The following is a 17572-nucleotide window of genomic DNA, read 5'->3' as shown; positions in this document are numbered from 1 at the left end:
CTTTTTGAACCATTTATGAATACTCGCCACCGTTTTTACTTTGTTTTCCCTTTCGGTTTACTCAGTATCACCGACAGCTTTATTATCTTACCATATCCATTTCTAAATGTCAAGCCTTTTTCGACAAGTTTTTTGAGTTTGTTAATTTGTGCTTATGCATCATCTGATTCACAATCATATTTAGTGCATACTGCTCAAATTTATTCATTTAAACAATCAAAATCCAGCTCGTCTGCATATTTCCAAAGCCGTATTATCTCCTCCCTGACCTCCATAAGCGCAAAGCCCAGCATATTTTCTCCCTTCCAGTCCTTAGGGTCACAGTTTCGAGCCTTATCCTCAGCCATACCAATACCCCATATCCTGTCAAAAGGACTTGCTTCCGCAAGCACCGCCCCCTCCGTGCTCATAATATACTTTCTGAGCACCTTATTCTCCGAAAATTTATAATAATTTCCATTAACAACTATCCGGTATTTAAACTTATCCCATAATTCCTCGTCAAATCCCCTGACGCCTCTTCCTAGAGCCTTTATCTCGCTCTGCTCCTTTGAAGCCATTATCTTCTCATAAGCTTCCGTATCCCCAAAAAGCCTTGCCTTCTCAGCCATCATAAACTGCTCGGCGCACCAAAAATGTCTGTGCCCTACCGAAAATCCCGCCTCATACCATTGGCTGAAACACTCTCTGCCCACGCTGTCCAAAACGGGGTGATGTTTCCAGAAGAAAATCTTTTTGTCGTTTCCGGCAATATCTCCCGCCGAATATTTCGGAGACCCCTCACATCTCCACGCAGCTATAGCATAATCCCCGTTCTTGATAATTTTTGAGTGATCCCAGGAAACAGGCTTAGGGAACTTCTCCTCAAATTCTTTTCTCTTCGCCTCATTAAGCCCGTCAAGCCAGTGAAGATATTCTTCCATATAACACTCACCATACCCCATTCTCCACCCAATGCAGCCATAGAAAAGCTCCGGATATTTCAGCCAGGGCGGCGCCATAAACTTCTCACTCATAATTACATCTCCATTAAAATGATAAAATGAATTTATACTATTATATCAGCTGTCATAATGAATGTCAACAAAAAATCGCTTCCGACCAAAAGCCGAAAGCGATATGATTATTATGAATTTATACCGTCCTTTTCCCTTATCTCTACCCTGCGTATCTTGCCGCTTATAGTCTTGGGAAGCTCGTCAACAAATTCAATGATCCTCGGGTACTTATAAGGAGCCGTATTTGCCTTGACATAATTCTGCAGCTCCTTCACAAGAGCCTCGTCTCCCCTGTCCTTGTATTCGCTGGTCAGAATAATGGTAGCCTTGACAACCTGTCCCCTGATCGGGTCGGGAGCCGCCGTAATAGCCGCCTCAAGAACGGCAGGGTGCTCCATAAGGATAGACTCTATCTCAAAAGGACCAATACGGTATCCAGAGGATTTGATTACATCGTCAATGCGTCCCACATACCAGAAATATCCGTCCGAGTCTCTGTACGCAGTATCACCCGTATGATAAAGTCCATAAGCAAAAGCTTTTTCGGTAGCTTCGGGGTTATTGTAGTAACCCTTGAAAATTCCGTTGTTAACACCATTCTTCAGACGAACGCATATCTCCCCCGTCGTTCCGTCGGGGACTTCATTTCCCTCGGTGTCGGCAATGACAACATCAAACATAGGCATCGCCCTGCCCATAGAACCCGAGCGGGAAACGGAGCCGTAAGGATTGCCGATAATAAGCGTAGTCTCAGTCTGACCAAAGCCCTCCATAAGAGAAAGCCCCGTCATTTCCTTAAAGCGGTCGTAAACCTCGGCATTAAGAGCCTCGCCCGCTGTGGTGGCATACTCGAGGCAGGAAATATCGTGTCCGTCCAAACCTTCTTTAATAAAGAAGCGGTACATCGTCGGCGGACAGCAAAGACTTGTTACCTTGTATTTTTCGATTATATGAAGCACATCTCCGGGAACAAATCTCGTAAAATCATAGGTCATGACCGTGGCGCCCAGCGCCATCTGACCGTATATCTTGCCCCAGAAAAATTTACCCCAGCCGCTTTCGGAAATAGTAAGGTGCAGGCTGTCCTTGTTAAGGTGGTGCCAGTATTTTGCGGTGGGAATATGAGAAGCACTGTAGCGGTGGGAATGAATGACCATCTTAGGATATCCCGTAGTACCCGAAGAGAAGAACATCAGACAGTCATCGTCCACCTTTGTGGGAATGCGCTCAAGACTGTCGGGATAACCTTCAAGCCTGTCATCAAAGGATATCCAGCCATCTCTTTCGCCCTTGACGATAAGTTTCAGTTTCAAAGGGCACTCCACACAGGCAGCCTCGATATTTTCACATACATCACCGTCGCCGGTAGCAATAATATGGTCGATATCGCCTTCTCTGAAACGGTAAACATAGTCCTTTTTCTTGAGCTGATTGGTGGCAGGGATAAGTATCGCACCTATCTTTTCCAGCGCAAATGTAACTACCCACATCTGCCAATGGCGCTTGAGAACGGTCATTACCCTCTCGCCCTTTTTGACACCCAGGTCAATAAGCATATTTGCGGCACGGTTTGAGAGCCTTGAAAGCTCGCCGTAGCTGAATATTCTCTCTCTCCCCTCGTCATCACACCATATCATAGCCCGTCTTTCAGGCTCTGTTTCTGCAATTTTATCAATAATATCGTAAGCGTAGCTGAAATTGTCGGGGAGTTTCAGATCAAATTTATTAACGACTCCGTTCTCGTCGAAGCCCTCCTCGATATACTGCATATGGATATCCTGCACGTTCATAAAGTGAACCTCCGAAAGATACCTCGTGATACCCCGGCGAAAAAAATGCGGGGATATGAGATAAAATTATTTTGCGGCAGCGTTATAAATATCCTCAGGTGATTTTGCAATATACTTTGCCTTGTTATCTTCAAGTTCCTTTAAAGTGCGAAAGCCCCAAAGGCAGCCGATACTGTCACAGCTTGCATTAAGAGCAGTCTGCATATCCACCGCCGAGTCTCCCGCAAATAAAGTCTCCTCGGGAGAAACACCCAGCTTTTCCATAATGTGAAGAGCGATCTGCGGGCTTGGCTTTTTCTCAAAGCCGTCCTTCTTGCCGGAAACATAGGAGAAAACATCGCCGAACATTCCCGAAACTATGGTCTGAGTAAAATTATCGGGCTTGTTTGAAGCGACTGCAATAAGTATTCCCTTTGCTTTAAGCTTCAGAAGAAGCTCGGGAATGCCGTCATAAGGACGGGTGCATACATTGTAATTTTTTCCGTATATTTCGTCAAAAACAGCTTTTACCCTTGAAATATTCTCCTCGGTGCGTTCGCTTTCGGGCAGCGCCCTGCGGATAAGCATAGGCACACCGTCTCCAACGAAATAGCGGAAGCTCTCCATCGGGTGAACGGGATATCCGAAATTCTGCAGCGCAGCGTTGCAGGCATTTCCCAGATCCTCCAGAGAATTTACCAGCGTACCGTCCAGATCGAAAATAACAAGCTTATACATTTTAGGTTCCTTTCCGGATATTTCCTGACGCAATATTATATTACCACATTTTACAATTTATTATCAGTCTTTTTTGTTAACTGTTTAAGAATTATAGTGAATGTTCTGTTGATAATGTTTAAACGTCAATTTTAATCTTCCAATTTGGAAGCTAAAAGCCCCGAATACTTAGCCCTGAAGCTGTCAAATTCGTCATTGTCAATAGCGTCTCTTATCTTCTCCATAAGAGTGTTGTAGAAATACAGATTATGCGCCACCGCAAGCCTGCCCGCAAGCTGCTCGTCCGCCTTGAAAAGATGACGGATATACGCACGGGAGAAATTTCTGCAGGTTGGACAGTCGCACTCGGGGTCAAGAGGACGGGAATCAGTCTCATAGCTTTTGTTTGTGGCGTGCATAATGCCGTTCCAGGTGAAAATGGTAGCGTGACGGGCGTTTCTGCTTGGCATAACGCAGTCAAAAAGGTCAATGCCCCTTGCCACTCCCTCAATGATATTTGACGGAGTACCCACGCCCATAAGATAACGTATCTTCCTCTCGGGCATAACGGGAACCACAGCGTCAAGTATGCGGTACATCTCCTCGGTAGGCTCGCCCACCGCAAGACCGCCCACAGCATAGCCGTCCATATCAAGCTTAGCGATATCCTCCATGTGTTTAAGTCTCAGATCCTCAAAAACCGAGCCCTGATTTATTCCGAAAAGGAGCTGATGCTTGTTTATGGTGTCGGGAAGAGCGTTCAGCCTTGCCATCTCCTCCTTGCACCTGTACAGCCAGCGGGTAGTTCTCTCGCAGGAATTTTTCGAGTAATCATACGCCTTGCGGATTATCCTGTTTTTGGTCTGCTCGTCCATATCGGGAGTTATCTGAGCCATATGGTTATCCACGCACTCGTCAAACGCCATAGCAATAGTGGAGCCTAAATTTGACTGTATCTGCATAGACTCCTCGGGACCCATAAATATCCTCCGGCCGTCCACGTGGGAGTTGAAATAAACTCCCTCCTCCTTTATTTTGCGAAGCTTTGCAAGTGAGAACACCTGAAATCCGCCGCTGTCGGTAAGAATAGGCTTGTCCCAGTTCATAAACTTGTGCAGACCGCCCATTTCCTTTATCACCTTGTCGGTGGGGCGCACGTGAAGATGATAGGTGTTGCAAAGCTCCACCTGACACTTGAGGTCATTTTTAAGATCAATTGAGGAAATGCCGCCCTTGATAGCCGCCGCAGTTCCCACATTCATAAAGCAGGGTGTCTGAAATGTTCCGTGAACAGTCTCAAACTGTCCCCTGCGGGCTTTTCCGTTGGTTTTTATAAGTGTGTACATAAAATTTCTCCTATGAAAAATGTTTTGGTACTGTTTATAAGATTGTATACACTTTGCCGTTTCCAAAATTTATTTCAAGAACGGCTTAGCTTTTATAACTTGTTTATATCAAGCGGTTTTCTTTCCTCAATTATTTCAAGTTCGGGATCGTCAACCGAAACAATCTTTTCAAAAGTTGTAGTTGTTCTTTCATACTGTAATTCTGTAAATCCCCATGATTTGATTTCTTTTATTTTATCTGCCTCTGTTGTTCTGTCAAAATCAACAATTAGTTGAATATCTTCATGCCAAGGGTAAACATAACATTTTTCCCGATATAAAGCACTTGTTCTTATCTCATACGCTTCTGTTATTTCGCTTATGAAAACTTTTTTATTACAAACAAACCCATACTTCTTGGTCACGAAATCAGAATATCTATTTTCAAACCCTTTTTTTAAATCTGCTTTGTCATTTGAAGCCAAGTCAACTACATAAGGTTGAATAGATTTATCAACAGAAATTACTCTGTATAGCGTACCACTATACATTCCATAATTATCATTACGAATACATACAGATTTACTCATTCATTTATATCCTCCAATCTTACAAATCACCCCTTAATTTCAAGATGTTTCGGATTTCCCGGGTGCTTTCTCATTTGTATGATAAGCTCGTAATCAATCATTAAACCGTCTCACTAAAAATAATCAGGTGAATTATCACAAAATTATCATAGCGTCCCCGAAGCTGAAAAATCTGTACTTCTCCTCAACAGCAACCTTGTAAGCATTCATAGTATTGTCATAGCCCATAAAAGCCGAAACAAGCATAATAAGAGTGCTTTCGGGCAGGTGGAAATTTGTGATAAGTCCGTCAAGGACTTTGAATTTGTAGCCGGGATAAATGAAAATATCCGTGTAGCCCTCGGCTTCCTTTATCTCCCCATTGTTAAAGCTTGCAACGCTCTCAAGAGTGCGGCAGGAGGTGGTGCCCACCGCAATGACCCGTCCGCCCTCTGCTTTGGTCTTGTTGATAAGCTCTGCCGTTTCCTTTGGCAGATGATAATGCTCCGAATGCATTTTGTGTCCCTTAACATCGTCCTCCTTAACGGGGCGAAAGGTGCCAAGGCCCACGTGGAGAGTGACAAAAGCGGTGTTTATGCCCTTTTCGTGAAGCTCCTCAATCATTTCCTTTGTGAAATGAAGTCCCGCCGTAGGAGCCGCCGCCGAGCCAAGCTCATGGGAATAAACCGTCTGATAACGCTCCTTGTCCTCAAGCTTTTTGGTGATGTAGGGGGGCAGGGGCATCTGTCCCACGTCCTCAAGAGCGGTGAAGAAATTGCCCTCGCACTCGAATTTCGCAATGCGGTTGCCGCCCTCCACAGTCTCAAGGATCTCCGCTTTCAGCCTGCCGTTACCGAAGGAGAATTTCGTGCCGGGCTTTGCTTTTTTTCCGGGGCGCACAAGTATCTCCCACACCTTGTCACCCTTCTGCTCAAGAAGCAAAAACTCGATAAATGAACCTGTCCCCTCCTTTTCGCCGTAAAGGCGGGCAGGAAGCACACGTGAATCGTTCATCACCAGCAAATCACCCTTTTTCAGATGACTGCATAAATTATAAAAACGGTCGTGTGATATCTCGCCGCTCTCCCTGTCAACACACATAAGTCTCGAGGAATTTCTCGGCTCCGCAGGAGTCTGAGCAATAAGCTCCTCGGGGAGATCGTACCAGAAATCCGAACGCTTCATCGTCTCAATATCAAGCTCGGTAACAGCGTGAACATTCGGCAAATCCTTAATATCCTCCGCCGCCTTCTTCGCCCATTCGGGAGCTATGGAAATATTTTTAATATGAACAGAGACTTCCTCACCTTCGGGAATATTTTCCGAAATAAATCCGTCAAGCTCCTCTCTGCTCTCAAAGCCCAAAAGATCAATATTTATATTCTTCAAATCAAACAGCTTCCTTTCAAGATACGTCGGGAAATAAAAAAGTCCCCTCAAAGTGACAAAAAATTTACAAACAGGTATTGACAAAACCGCAAACATATTATATAATTGACATTGATAAACTGATAGAGGCGCAGTAAAGATGAGTATCCGTTCACAGGCACCGCAGCCGTTTACCGTCCGGAGAAAGGCGATACTGCCGAAGCCCTGAAAGCCTGCGGAGCTTTCACCGCTGAGCGTATGCCGAAGAGGTATGCGATTGTCATCATAGCTGATGTGATGGAGTGCTATCGAGCCTGATTAAATTTAGGGTGTAAAACAAATCTATTTGTTTTACACAGGCACTTTAACATTATACACTATGATGGATCGGTTTTCAACCGATTTTTTTTATTTCTCTGTAAAATTTTATTAAATAATAAAGGAGTATTTCAGATGAAGCAGTTTAGTGTTGGTATAATCGGCGCAACGGGTATGGTGGGACAGCGTTTCTCACTTCTCCTTGCAGAGCACCCCTGGTTTAACGTAAAGGTACTCGCAGCCTCCCCCAGAAGCGCAGGCAAGCGCTATGAGGACGCTGTAGGCGCAAAATGGGCAATGAAGCAGCCTATCCCCGAGAAGTTCAAGGATATGATAGTTATGGACGCAACTGCGGATATTGAAAAAATAGCTTCGCAGGTAGATTTCGTTTTCTGCGCCGTTGATATGAAGAAGGACGAGATAAAGGCTCTCGAGGAGCGCTACGCAAAGGCAGAGTGCCCCGTTGTATCCAACAACTCCGCTCACAGAGCAACTCCCGATGTTCCTATGGTAGTTCCCGAGATAAATCCCGAGCATATCGAGATCATAAAGGCTCAGAGAGAAAGGCTTGGCACAAAGAGAGGCTTTATCGCAGTTAAGTCCAACTGCTCCCTCCAGAGCTATGTTCCCGCTCTCAACGCCCTCAAGGACGCTTACGGCATAAAGCAGGCAATGGTTTGCACATATCAGGCAATTTCGGGCGCAGGCAAGACCTTTGAGACAATGCCCGAGATAATCGACAACGTTATCCCCTACATCGGCGGCGAGGAGGAAAAGTCCGAGAATGAGCCTCTGAAGATATGGGGTCACATTGAAGGCGATAAGATCGTTAATGCCGACGGTCCCAAGATCTCCTCACAGTGCCTGAGAGTTCCTGTTTCCGACGGTCATACTGCGGCTATCTTCGTTCAGTTCGAGAAGAAGCCCTCCAAGGAAGAGATAATCAAGGCTTGGAAGGATTACAGCGGCGTTCCCCAGGAGCTTGAACTCCCCTCCGCACCCAAGCAGTTCCTCCACTATTTTGAGGAGGATAACCGTCCCCAGGCAAAGCTTGACAGAAACCTGGAAAACGGTATGGCTATATCCATCGGTCGTCTGAGAGACGATATCATCTGGGACTACAAGTTCGTATGTCTCTCCCACAACACACTCAGAGGCGCAGCAGGCGGCGCAGTTTTAATGGCAGAGCTTCTTGCGGCAAAGGGATATTTTGACTGATGAACACTTCCAATATCACCGTAAGACGTGCGGAAACTGCCGACGCTCCCGAGCTTTCAAGGCTCATTCACGAGCTGGCGGAATATGAAAAAATGTCGGACAAATGCACAGCCACTCCCGAAAGCGCTGCCCGTATGATGACCGAAGAAAACGGGCTTCGGGGAGTTATAGCTGAGAAGGACGGAAAAGCCGTTGGAATGGCAGTTTTCAGCCTTTACAAGCTTGCCACCTTTTCGGGCAGAAGAGTGCTTTACATCGAGGACATTTTCGTGGAAGAAGCCCTCAGAGGTTTTGGAATTGGCAAAATGCTCTTTGACGAAATAGTTAACATCGCAAAAACACTTGAATGCATAAAGATCGAATGGAAATGCCTTGCGTGGAACAGCTCCGCAAGAAGCTTCTACGAAAGCAGAGGCGGCGTTTCCGACCCCGAATGGCTCACATATACACTTGATCTGAGAAAGGATTGATTTTATGAAGAACACCATTTTCACAGGCGCAGGCGTTGCCATCGTTACCCCTATGAACGCTGACGGCTCCGTTAATTACGCCGCTCTGGGCGAGCTTATCGAAATGCAGATAGCAGGCGGCACCGATGCTATAATCATCTGCGGCACCACAGGCGAAAGCTCCACCCTCACCGATGATGAACACAGAGAATGTATCCGCTATACCATTGAGAAGGTAAACAAGAGAGTTCCCGTTATCGCAGGCACAGGCAGCAATGACACCGCTTATGCCATCGAACTTTCCAAGGACGCAGAGGAAATGGGCGCAGACGGACTTCTCCTTGTAACTCCCTACTACAACAAGACCTCCCAGAGAGGACTTGTGGCTCATTACACAGCTATCGCAGACGCCGTAAATATCCCCATTATCCTCTACAATGTTCCTTCAAGAACAGGCGTGAACATCTCTCTCGATACATATAAGATACTTGCCGAGCACAAGAATATCGCTGCCGCAAAGGAAGCAAGCGGAAATATCTCCGCAATCGCAAAGCTCATTGCGGAGTGCGGCGACAAGCTTGATGTATACAGCGGAAACGACGACCAGATCGTTCCCATTATGGCTCTCGGCGGCAAGGGCGTTATCTCCGTTCTCTCAAACGTTGCTCCCAAGCAGACCCACGAGATCGCACAGCTCTGCCTTGAAAACAACTGCGCAGAGGCTGCAAAGCTTGCTGCAAAGTATCTTCACCTTGCAAACTCCCTCTTTATTGACGTTAACCCCATTCCCGTTAAGGAAGCTCTCAATATGATGGGCATTGCCGCAGGTCCCTGCCGCCTGCCCCTCTATGAAATGGAGGACGCAAAGAAAGAGGCTCTCGCTTCCGCACTCAGAGAAGCAGGACTCATCAAGTAATTGTTTTGAAAATATCATCAAAATCGGGCGGCTCTGTTGCCGCCCGAGCTGTATAGCCTAAACGAAAGGAATGTTAATATGATAAATGTGTCCATTACAGGCGCAAACGGAAAAATGGGTCACGTTATAACCTCCATAATCGAAGGACGTGACGACTGCACCGTTGTAAGCGGCATTGACCTTAACACCGCCGATAACGGCAAATTCCCCATTGTTTCCGAGCCTGCCCTTCTTCCCGAAAAGCCCGATGTAATAATAGATTTCTCCCACCCCTCCGCACTCGACAAGCTTCTTGAATACTGCCTTTCCACAGGCACACCCGCAGTGATCGCCACCACAGGCTTTTCCGACGAGCAGATAGCAAAAATAAAGTCTGCGGCAGAGCAGGTGCCCATTTTCTTCTCATTCAATATGTCTCTGGGCATAAATCTCCTTGCAAGCCTTGCAAAGACAGCCGCAAAGCTTCTCGGAGGACAGTTCGACATCGAGATTGTCGAGAAGCACCACAATCAGAAAATTGACGCTCCCAGCGGCACTGCTATTATGCTGGGCAACGCCATCAACAGCGTTCTCGACGAAAAGTACCATTTTGAATACGACCGTCACTCCCGCAGGATGAAACGTGAAAAATACGAGATAGGTATGCACGCCATCAGAGGCGGCACCATCGTTGGCGAGCACGATATCATCTTCGCAGGCAGAGATGAGGTCATTACCCTTTCCCACTCGGCTGCTTCAAAGGAAGTATTTGCAGTCGGTGCGGTAAATGCGGCTGTTTTCCTTGCAAAGCAGGGCGCAGGGCTTTACGATATGTCTGATGTTATCAATGAGCTGAAATGATAAGATATTAAATATAAAAAAGCGTCTCTGTCGGCACTTTTGCCAGCAGAGACGCTTTCTTTTTGCTCAAAAATTACTTGCTCATAATTTCGGAAATGGTTTCCATTATTTTGTCGTGGCAGCCGCCGCAGCCTGTGGAGCAGTGAGTGATCTTCTGGACCTCTTCAAACTCTTTTTCAACATCGCTGAAAACCTCGGCAGAGTGAAGAGCGTTTTCGATATCAGCATATGTAACGCCCATGCAGTGGCAGATCTCAACATTTTCCATAATAAAATCCTCCTTGAAATAAGTAAATTTGCTTTAACATTACTATACCACATTGCTCCGCATTTGTCAAGAGTATATGCATAATTTTATAAAACACAGAATAACTATTGCATTTTTTTGTACAATATGATATAATATCATCGGGATGTGATGACAATGACAAGCTTTGAAAATATATATGATACCGAAAAGTATCAGAAACACAGGCAGGAATATATAAGCAGAGTTTTTCTGCCCCAAAACAAAAGGGAAACGGAAAAGCTGCCCCTCGAAGCAGGCTTTATCCTTGAGAGCACAGAATACGCCGCATATGAAAACGGCTCGGAACACCCACGCCTTACGGCATATGAGCAGGCGCTTGTTTCACCCGACAAAAGCGTTGTCCTGCGGTGGCAGCTCTGCGACGATCACGATTTTACAAGCTTTACGCAGATATTCACCCATTCCGACGGCAGACTGTATCTGATTTACAAGGAGGACCTTTACGGCTATTCCGTTCTGCGGCTCTCCGACCGAAAGGAGCTTCACTACGTCCCTTTGGGGTATTATCCCGATAATGCAGAAGAACTGCCCTACCCCGGCGAGTCCTTCATAATGACCGATTTTCATTACTGCCACGAAAATAATTTTGCGGCGGCAGGAGGGTGCTTCTGGGCGGCGCCATACGATACGGCTGTGCTTGATTTCAGCGACCCCCTCTCCTCACCCGACAGGATACGGACTATCCACGATATCATCGACCCGAATTATGAAAACGACGACCTGGAGGATATTGATTTCAAGGAGTGGCAGAACGGTCATCTCATTCTTGAAGCCGACACTATAAAAGAACAGTTCAGATTTTCTACCGATGATCTGAAAAAATTTATGATGATATAAATTCGGAAAGTAAAATCCGACTGTTTTCGACATATTTCACAGTTATTCTATTTTTGTTAATTTTGTGTAAAAAACGAATATTCCAAATATTTTGTATAAAATATACAAAGAATATATTTTGAATAATAACAACATAACGAAATTGTGCAAAGTGGGCAAAAAGCCTTTGACTTTTTCCAAATTTATGGTACAATAATAGTAATAGGTCTGCGCTCATTGTCTGCACGGAGCGGTGCTCGCGGCAGGCAAGATGTTTTTTAATTACAAGGCTGTCTGAATCCGCAGTATAAGGACAGCAGGCGCAATAACCGTTCTATTTCCACGACTGCGGAGAAATGGAGCCTCTATGTCTAAAATTATTGCAGTAACATCCGGTAAGGGCGGTACCGGCAAATCCTCAATCTGCTCCGAGCTTGGATTTGCATTGGCAAAGCAGGGTCACAGAACGCTTATTATAGAGCTTGACTTCGGTCTTAGATGCCTCGATATCATGCTTGGCGTTAAAGACGACATCAAATACGATCTGGGCAGCGTTTTAAACGGTGAATGTGATATCTATAAAGCTACTACACAGGTAAAGATCGCTACAAACCTCAGCATTGTCTGCGCTCCCGAGGATCCCTTTGCGAGAGTTGACGCCGAGACCATTAAGAATATCTGCCAGGAAATGAGAAAGTACTACGAGTACATAATCGTAGATACCTCCGCAGGAACCAACGCCAGCGTATTCGACGTTGTTGAGCAGTCCGACCTTATCCTTATCAATACCACTCCCGACCCCGTATGCGTAAGAGACGCACGCACAATGTCGGACGAGTTCTACAAGCGCGGCAACAAGAAGCAGCGCCTTATCATCAACAAGGTAAATCCTGACCTCTTCAAGGCGGATCTTATCGTGGACCTTGACGAGATAATTGATACCGTAGGCGTTCAGCTTATCGGCGTAATTCCCGACGATGACGCTGTGGTGATCGCCACTTCAAAGGGCGAGCCGCTTCCGTCCACCTCCCTTGCTTTCAAGGCTTTTGACGCTATCTCAAAGCGTATCAAGGGCGAGGACGTTCCTCTCAGCTTCAAGGTTCTGCTTCAGTAAGATATGACGGATTTTAATGGGAAAGGAATGAATTGAAATGAATATTGCACTTATAGCACACGATTCAAAAAAAGAACTTCTCGTTCAGTTCTGCATAGCCTACTGCGGCATTTTATCCCGTCACAATCTCTGCGCCACAGGCACAACAGGCAAAATGGTCGCACAGGCAACAGGTCTTAATATTCAGCGTTACCTCAGCGGCTCTCAGGGCGGAGACCAGCAGATAAGCGCCCGTATCTCCTGCAACGAGATAGACCTTCTGCTGTTTTTCAGAGACCCCCTTTCACCCAAGCCCCACGAGCCAAACGAAATGAATCTTCTCAGGCTCTGCGATGTTCATAACATTCCTGTTGCAACAAACATTGCCACAGCAGAAGCGCTCATTCACGCTCTCGAAAGAGGAGATCTTGACTGGAGACAGCTTCTTAATCCCGTTGACTGATTTTAAGAAAAATATTTTGCCGCACTTGACAAGCGGCGGAAAATGCTGTATAATAATAAAGCGCACAGAATATGTGCGTTATATACCGCCAAAGGCTTTGACTCGGAGGAGTAGCCGCAGGAAGTTTCTCAGAGAGAGCGTGTATGCTGAAAGCGCTTAAACTAACTGCTGTGAATGACGCCCGATGAGCTGCGGGGAGATAAAAATCCCCGACGTGTTTTCCTGCGTTAAAGGGACCTGAGGCACGGTTTTCCGTGCAAATACGGGTGGCACCACGGTTTAACAGTCGTCCCGAATGTTATCATTCGGAGACGGCTTTTTTGTTTAAAAAACACTAAGAAAGGATAAAATTATGGAGCTTATTACCACAAGAATAAAGGGTATGGAGGACGTTGTTCCCTCGGAAGTTCACAAATGGCAGACGGTGGAAAGCGTTGCCGCCGATGTAGCCGAAAACTACGGATTTAGGGAGATACGCATACCCACCTTTGAAAACACCGAGCTTTTCGTCCGCTCTGTGGGCGAGACTACCGATGTAGTTCAGAAGGAAATGTTCACAGTTATGGGCAGGGAGAGCAAATTCACTCTCCGTCCCGAGGGCACCGCAGGCACTATCAGAGCCGTTTTACAGAATGGTCTGCTGAATGAGGCTCTGCCCCAGAAGGTGTTCTACATTCTCTCCTGCTTCCGCCACGAGAAGCCCCAGGCAGGCAGATTATGGGAATTTCACCAGTTTGGTGCGGAAATGGCAGGAAGCGCCTCCCCTGCCGCCGATGCCGAAATGATCTCTATGGCGAACAGCGTTATCGAAAAGCTTGGTCTAAAGGATATCGAGCTTCACATAAATTCAATCGGCTGTCCTCACTGCCGTGCAGAATATTACAAAAAGCTCCGTGAATTTTTCGAGCCGAACAAGGACAAGCTTTGCCCCACCTGTCAGTCAAGACTTGAGAAAAATCCGATGAGAATTCTTGACTGCAAGAGCGAGATTTGCAAAGAGATCGGCAAGGACGCTCCCCTTATGATAGATTACCTCTGCGACGAGTGTAAAGAGCATTTTGAAACTCTGAAAAAATATCTTGACGAAATGGGTATAAAATATTCCATTGACCCCAAGATCGTAAGAGGTCTTGACTATTACACAAAGACCGTATTCGAGTTTATAACCACCTCCATCGGTGCGCAGGGAACCGTCTGCGGCGGCGGAAGATATGACGGTCTTATCGAGGAAATGGGCGGAAATCCCACTCCTGCGCTGGGCTTTGCAATGGGACTTGAAAGGCTCATTATGACAATGGAAAAACAGGGCTGCGAGTTCATTTCTCCCCGTGAATGTGATATCTACATCGGCTCAATGGGCGACGCTGCGGGCATTAAGGCAGCTTCTCTGGTGAAAGCACTCCGTGACGAGGGCTACAGAGCCGAATGGGACGTTATGGGCAGAGGCGTTAAGGCGCAGATGAAATACGCAAACAAGATTGGCTCTGCTTTCTCAATGATTTTGGGCGACAACGAGCTTGCGGAGGGCAAGGCAAAGCTCAAAAATATGAAGAGCGGCGAGGAGACTGAAATTGCTCTTGACAGCAGCTTTATTGATAATTTTGCCAATATCCATACTGCGGATATGCTGGCTTCGGAATTATAATCGTTAACTGAAAGGAAGTTATTAAAATGGCAGACAATATGAAAGGACTGAAGCGCACCCATTACTGCGGCGAGGTTGAGGGAATCGGCAGCGAAGTAACGGTGGGCGGCTATGTCCAGAAGGCAAGAGACCTGGGAAATCTCATTTTCATTGATCTGAGAGACAGAACGGGTATCGTTCAGCTGGCGTTTGACGACAGCACCGACAGGGAGATTTTTGAAAAAGCATCTTCCTGCCGTTCGGAGTTTGTGCTTATGGCAAAGGGAACCGTTCGTGAAAGAGAGAGCAAAAACGCCGATATCAAAACGGGAAATATCGAAATTTTTGTCACCGACCTTCGCATTCTCGCAAAGGCTCAGACACCTCCCTTCGAGATCGTTGATAACTCCAACACCAACGAGGAGCTTCGTCTGAAATACAGATATCTCGACCTCCGCAGACGTCCTCTCCAGCAGAATATCATTATGAGAAGCAAGATCGCCAAGACCGCCCGTGATTATTTCTATGAAAACGGCTTTATCGAGATAGAAACTCCTATGATGATAAAGTCCACACCCGAGGGCGCAAGAGACTACCTTGTTCCCTCAAGAGTTCACCCCGGCAGCTTCTACGCTCTGCCCCAGTCGCCCCAGATATATAAGCAGCTTCTGATGATCGCAGGCTTCGACCGCTACATTCAGCTTGCACGCTGCTTCAGAGACGAGGACCTCAGAGCGGACAGACAGCCCGAGTTCACTCAGATAGACCTTGAGATGTCCTTCGTTGACACCGAGGACATTATGCAGATGGCAGAAGGTCTTGTCAAGCGCCTCTTTAAGGATATTCTCGGCAGAGATATTCCCACTCCTCTGCCCCGTATGACCTACACCGAGGCAATGGAGCGCTACGGTTCCGACAAGCCCGACACACGCTTCGGAATGGAGATAACCGATCTTACCGACACCGTTAAAGACTGCGGCTTCGGAGTATTCACCTCTGCGATCGAAAACGGCGGCACAGTCCGCTGCATCACCGCAAAGAACGCCGCAGGAACATTCACAAGAAAAGAGATTGACAAGCTCACCGAGTATGTCAAGGGCATCGGCGTAAAGGGTCTTGCATATATCCGCTGGGTAGACGACGCTCCAAACTGCTCCTTCGGCAAATTCTTAGGCGAGGGCGAACTTGAGGCTATCCTTGCAAAGGCAGGAGCCGAAAAGGGCGACGTTGTATTCATCATCGCCGACAAGAAGAACACCGTTCTCACATCTCTGGGCGCTCTGAGACTTAAAACCGCCAAGCAGCTTGACATTATCCCCGAGGGAATGTTCAATTTCCTGTGGATAACCGAGTTCCCCTTCTTTGAATGGAACGAAGAGACACAGCACTGGGACGCAATGCACCACCCCTTCACAATGCCTATGGACGAGTGCCTGCAGTATCTTGACACCGCCCCCGAAAAGGTTTTTGCAAAGGCATATGACCTTGTTCTGAACGGCACCGAGCTTTCCAGCGGCTCTATCAGAATTACCGACTATGAGCTTCAGCAGAAGATGTTTGAGTCTCTGGGTCTTACAGACGAGGAAATTCAGGCGAAGTTCGGATTCCTTGTTGACGCATATAAGTATGGCGCAGCTCCCCACGGCGGTATGGGCATTGGTCTTGACCGTCTGGCAATGATTATGTGCGGCGCAGACAGCCTTCGTGATGTGACCGCATTCCCCAAGGTACAGAATGCTTCCGAGCTTATGAGCGACTGCCCTGCAAAGGTCGATGACGAGAGCCTTGATATTCTCGGCATAAAGGTCGTTAAAACTGAGGAATAATATTAAAAAGCAAAACGGACTGCTCTCCATTTTCGGAGAACAGTCCGTTTTGCTGACCGCTTATTTTTTCAGAATATCTTTTACAATGCTCATAACGTGACCCAGCTGAACATAATCAAGCTTTTTCAGCTCCTCAGCCACCTCTCCTGCAAGTACGGGATCGTCATTGCAGTAATCAAAAAAGTCACGGGGAGATATCTCAAGATACTCGCAGATATAGAAAAAAGCAGTCATAGAGGGCAGAGCGGCGCCGTTTTCTATACGGTTGATGTAGCTTGCATTCTGCCCCAGGGAAAGGCTCATATCTCTGGCGGAAACGCCTTTTCTGCACCTGAGTTTGCATAGCCGTTCCGCAAATTCCCTTTCATTGTTCATTGTCATCACCTAAATATATTATAAAATAAACAAGGCGATTTATAGGATATTTAATGTCCTGTAAATATTGACATAGCGTTTACAATAATGTATAATATAATAAAACAAGTGACAGGGAGTGCGGAAGGTGAATAATGTGAATATCTGCTCCGTTTTTTCCGGAGGAGCAATTGTTACAGAAGCAGAACTGACTGAGCTTTTCAAAAATATGAAAGACAAGGGCATAAAGGCGATGGCTTCAAACTGCGAAAGAGGCTTTCCGCTTACAGCCCTTTCCGCCGCCGACAAGGCAGGACTTGACATTATTGCGGTAATGCCCTTCGAAGGTCAGCCCGACAGCTGGAACGAGGAGCTGCGCCGCAAGTTCTATAAGCTCCACCAAAAAGCTGTCACACGCTTTATGATATCCACCCACCGCAGCAAGGACTGCTACAGCCTTGCGGACGACCTTCTGCTGTCAATATGCAGCATAGCGGTCATTGCAGGAAATGATCCGCATATACAGCGCATTGCTGAGGAAAGGGGAAAGGAAACCATAAACATTCATACAACGGATAATGTTCGAGTAAAGATATAAA

General features: G+C 46.5%; 18 protein-coding genes, 1 riboswitch and 1 other annotated feature. Of the genes, 10 read left to right on the top strand and 8 right to left on the bottom strand.

Annotation, left to right across the window (positions count from 1 at the left end; genetic code table 11):
- Positions 1-200 precede the first annotated feature (200 nt).
- The 6 genes from ACR0QN_RS09970 to queA form a co-directional block, all read right to left on the bottom strand.
- Positions 201-1016: an NADAR family protein gene (locus tag ACR0QN_RS09970; protein WP_432651063.1), complete on the bottom strand. Its 816-nt coding sequence runs from the start codon at positions 1014-1016 to the stop codon at positions 201-203.
- A 110-nt stretch (positions 1017-1126) separates the two neighbouring features.
- A complete protein-coding gene (locus ACR0QN_RS09965) occupies positions 1127-2788 on the bottom strand; it encodes an AMP-binding protein (protein ID WP_432651062.1) in 1662 nt (553 codons plus the stop codon).
- A gap of 66 nt (positions 2789-2854) precedes the next feature.
- A complete protein-coding gene (locus tag ACR0QN_RS09960) occupies positions 2855-3505 on the bottom strand; it encodes an HAD family hydrolase (RefSeq protein ID WP_432651061.1) in 651 nt (216 codons plus the stop codon).
- Between the two features lie 131 nt (positions 3506-3636).
- Entirely contained in the window at positions 3637-4830 is a 1194-nt protein-coding gene (gene tgt / locus ACR0QN_RS09955) for a tRNA guanosine(34) transglycosylase Tgt (RefSeq protein ID WP_432651060.1), read from the bottom strand.
- A 92-nt stretch (positions 4831-4922) separates the two neighbouring features.
- Positions 4923-5399: a hypothetical protein gene (locus tag ACR0QN_RS09950; protein ID WP_432651059.1), complete on the bottom strand. Its 477-nt coding sequence runs from the start codon at positions 5397-5399 to the stop codon at positions 4923-4925.
- A 135-nt stretch (positions 5400-5534) separates the two neighbouring features.
- Positions 5535-6563: a tRNA preQ1(34) S-adenosylmethionine ribosyltransferase-isomerase QueA gene (gene queA, locus ACR0QN_RS09945; protein WP_432651065.1), complete on the bottom strand. Its 1029-nt coding sequence runs from the start codon at positions 6561-6563 to the stop codon at positions 5535-5537.
- 319 nt (positions 6564-6882) lie between these two features.
- A riboswitch (Lysine riboswitch) is annotated at positions 6883-7062 on the top strand.
- 137 nt (positions 7063-7199) lie between these two features.
- Between queA and asd the strand changes: the two genes are divergently transcribed.
- The 4 genes from asd to dapB all read left to right on the top strand — a co-directional run bounded on the left by asd (position 7200) and on the right by dapB (position 10487).
- A complete protein-coding gene (gene asd / locus ACR0QN_RS09940; RefSeq protein ID WP_432651058.1) occupies positions 7200-8282 on the top strand; it encodes an aspartate-semialdehyde dehydrogenase in 1083 nt (360 codons plus the stop codon).
- A complete protein-coding gene (locus tag ACR0QN_RS09935; protein ID WP_432651057.1) occupies positions 8282-8752 on the top strand; it encodes a GNAT family N-acetyltransferase in 471 nt (156 codons plus the stop codon). Before asd ends, ACR0QN_RS09935 begins: the two co-directional genes overlap by 1 nt.
- A gap of 4 nt (positions 8753-8756) precedes the next feature.
- Positions 8757-9647, top strand: a complete 891-nt coding sequence (dapA, locus tag ACR0QN_RS09930; protein WP_432651056.1) for a 4-hydroxy-tetrahydrodipicolinate synthase — start codon at positions 8757-8759, stop codon at positions 9645-9647.
- Between the two features lie 78 nt (positions 9648-9725).
- On the top strand, positions 9726-10487 hold the full coding sequence (gene dapB, locus ACR0QN_RS09925) for a 4-hydroxy-tetrahydrodipicolinate reductase (RefSeq protein ID WP_432651055.1): 762 nt from the start codon (positions 9726-9728) through the stop codon (positions 10485-10487).
- 73 nt (positions 10488-10560) lie between these two features.
- On the opposite strand, the gene ACR0QN_RS09920 is transcribed toward dapB, so the two are convergent.
- Complete coding sequence (locus ACR0QN_RS09920) at positions 10561-10755, bottom strand: (2Fe-2S)-binding protein (RefSeq protein ID WP_432651054.1); 195 nt, start codon at positions 10753-10755, stop codon at positions 10561-10563.
- 156 nt (positions 10756-10911) lie between these two features.
- On the opposite strand from ACR0QN_RS09920, the gene ACR0QN_RS09915 reads away from it, so the two are divergent.
- The 5 genes from ACR0QN_RS09915 (at position 10912) to aspS (ending at position 16619) form a co-directional block, all read left to right on the top strand.
- The gene (locus ACR0QN_RS09915) at positions 10912-11634 is read left to right on the top strand and encodes a hypothetical protein (protein WP_432651053.1); all 723 of its coding nucleotides are present in this window, start codon (positions 10912-10914) and stop codon (positions 11632-11634) included.
- Positions 11635-11980: 346 nt separating this feature from the next.
- Entirely contained in the window at positions 11981-12727 is a 747-nt protein-coding gene (locus ACR0QN_RS09910; protein ID WP_432651052.1) for an AAA family ATPase, read from the top strand.
- A 37-nt stretch (positions 12728-12764) separates the two neighbouring features.
- Positions 12765-13169 (top strand): methylglyoxal synthase, encoded by a 405-nt coding sequence (gene mgsA / locus ACR0QN_RS09905; RefSeq protein ID WP_178727227.1) that lies wholly within the window; start codon positions 12765-12767, stop codon positions 13167-13169.
- 88 nt (positions 13170-13257) lie between these two features.
- Positions 13258-13466: a binding site (T-box leader), on the top strand.
- A gap of 55 nt (positions 13467-13521) precedes the next feature.
- The gene (gene hisS / locus ACR0QN_RS09900; protein ID WP_432651051.1) at positions 13522-14814 is read left to right on the top strand and encodes a histidine--tRNA ligase; all 1293 of its coding nucleotides are present in this window, start codon (positions 13522-13524) and stop codon (positions 14812-14814) included.
- Positions 14815-14840: 26 nt separating this feature from the next.
- A complete protein-coding gene (aspS, locus tag ACR0QN_RS09895; RefSeq protein WP_432651050.1) occupies positions 14841-16619 on the top strand; it encodes an aspartate--tRNA ligase in 1779 nt (592 codons plus the stop codon).
- 60 nt (positions 16620-16679) lie between these two features.
- Here aspS and ACR0QN_RS09890 read toward each other — a convergent pair whose 3' ends face one another.
- On the bottom strand, positions 16680-16994 hold the full coding sequence (locus ACR0QN_RS09890) for a helix-turn-helix domain-containing protein (protein WP_432651049.1): 315 nt from the start codon (positions 16992-16994) through the stop codon (positions 16680-16682).
- 136 nt (positions 16995-17130) lie between these two features.
- On the opposite strand from ACR0QN_RS09890, the gene ACR0QN_RS09885 reads away from it, so the two are divergent.
- Positions 17131-17571 (top strand): hypothetical protein, encoded by a 441-nt coding sequence (locus ACR0QN_RS09885; RefSeq protein ID WP_432651048.1) that lies wholly within the window; start codon positions 17131-17133, stop codon positions 17569-17571.
- The last annotated feature ends 1 nt before the right edge of the window (position 17572 follow it).

The organism is Huintestinicola sp. (assembly GCF_050874005.1).
Lineage (GTDB): Bacteria > Bacillota > Clostridia > Oscillospirales > Ruminococcaceae > Huintestinicola.
This window is presented reverse-complemented; position numbering and strand designations above follow the sequence as displayed.

Excerpts from the sequence above, each read along its gene's own strand:
- ACR0QN_RS09970 (WP_432651063.1), bottom strand. The coding sequence starts at position 1,016 with ATGAGTGAGAAGTTTATGGCGCCGCCCTGGCTGAAATATCCGGAGCTT.
- ACR0QN_RS09950 (WP_432651059.1), bottom strand. The coding sequence starts at position 5,399 with ATGAGTAAATCTGTATGTATTCGTAATGATAATTATGGAATGTATAGT.
- ACR0QN_RS09890 (WP_432651049.1), bottom strand. The coding sequence starts at position 16,994 with ATGAACAATGAAAGGGAATTTGCGGAACGGCTATGCAAACTCAGGTGC.
- ACR0QN_RS09965 (WP_432651062.1), bottom strand. The coding sequence starts at position 2,788 with ATGAACGTGCAGGATATCCATATGCAGTATATCGAGGAGGGCTTCGAC.
- hisS (WP_432651051.1), top strand. The coding sequence starts at position 13,522 with ATGGAGCTTATTACCACAAGAATAAAGGGTATGGAGGACGTTGTTCCC.
- asd (WP_432651058.1), top strand. The coding sequence starts at position 7,200 with ATGAAGCAGTTTAGTGTTGGTATAATCGGCGCAACGGGTATGGTGGGA.
- ACR0QN_RS09915 (WP_432651053.1), top strand. The coding sequence starts at position 10,912 with ATGACAAGCTTTGAAAATATATATGATACCGAAAAGTATCAGAAACAC.
- ACR0QN_RS09910 (WP_432651052.1), top strand. The coding sequence starts at position 11,981 with ATGTCTAAAATTATTGCAGTAACATCCGGTAAGGGCGGTACCGGCAAA.
- queA (WP_432651065.1), bottom strand. The coding sequence starts at position 6,563 with ATGAAGCGTTCGGATTTCTGGTACGATCTCCCCGAGGAGCTTATTGCT.
- ACR0QN_RS09960 (WP_432651061.1), bottom strand. The coding sequence starts at position 3,505 with ATGTATAAGCTTGTTATTTTCGATCTGGACGGTACGCTGGTAAATTCT.
- ACR0QN_RS09935 (WP_432651057.1), top strand. The coding sequence starts at position 8,282 with ATGAACACTTCCAATATCACCGTAAGACGTGCGGAAACTGCCGACGCT.
- dapB (WP_432651055.1), top strand. The coding sequence starts at position 9,726 with ATGATAAATGTGTCCATTACAGGCGCAAACGGAAAAATGGGTCACGTT.
- tgt (WP_432651060.1), bottom strand. The coding sequence starts at position 4,830 with ATGTACACACTTATAAAAACCAACGGAAAAGCCCGCAGGGGACAGTTT.
- dapA (WP_432651056.1), top strand. The coding sequence starts at position 8,757 with ATGAAGAACACCATTTTCACAGGCGCAGGCGTTGCCATCGTTACCCCT.
- mgsA (WP_178727227.1), top strand. The coding sequence starts at position 12,765 with ATGAATATTGCACTTATAGCACACGATTCAAAAAAAGAACTTCTCGTT.
- aspS (WP_432651050.1), top strand. The coding sequence starts at position 14,841 with ATGGCAGACAATATGAAAGGACTGAAGCGCACCCATTACTGCGGCGAG.
- ACR0QN_RS09920 (WP_432651054.1), bottom strand. The coding sequence starts at position 10,755 with ATGGAAAATGTTGAGATCTGCCACTGCATGGGCGTTACATATGCTGAT.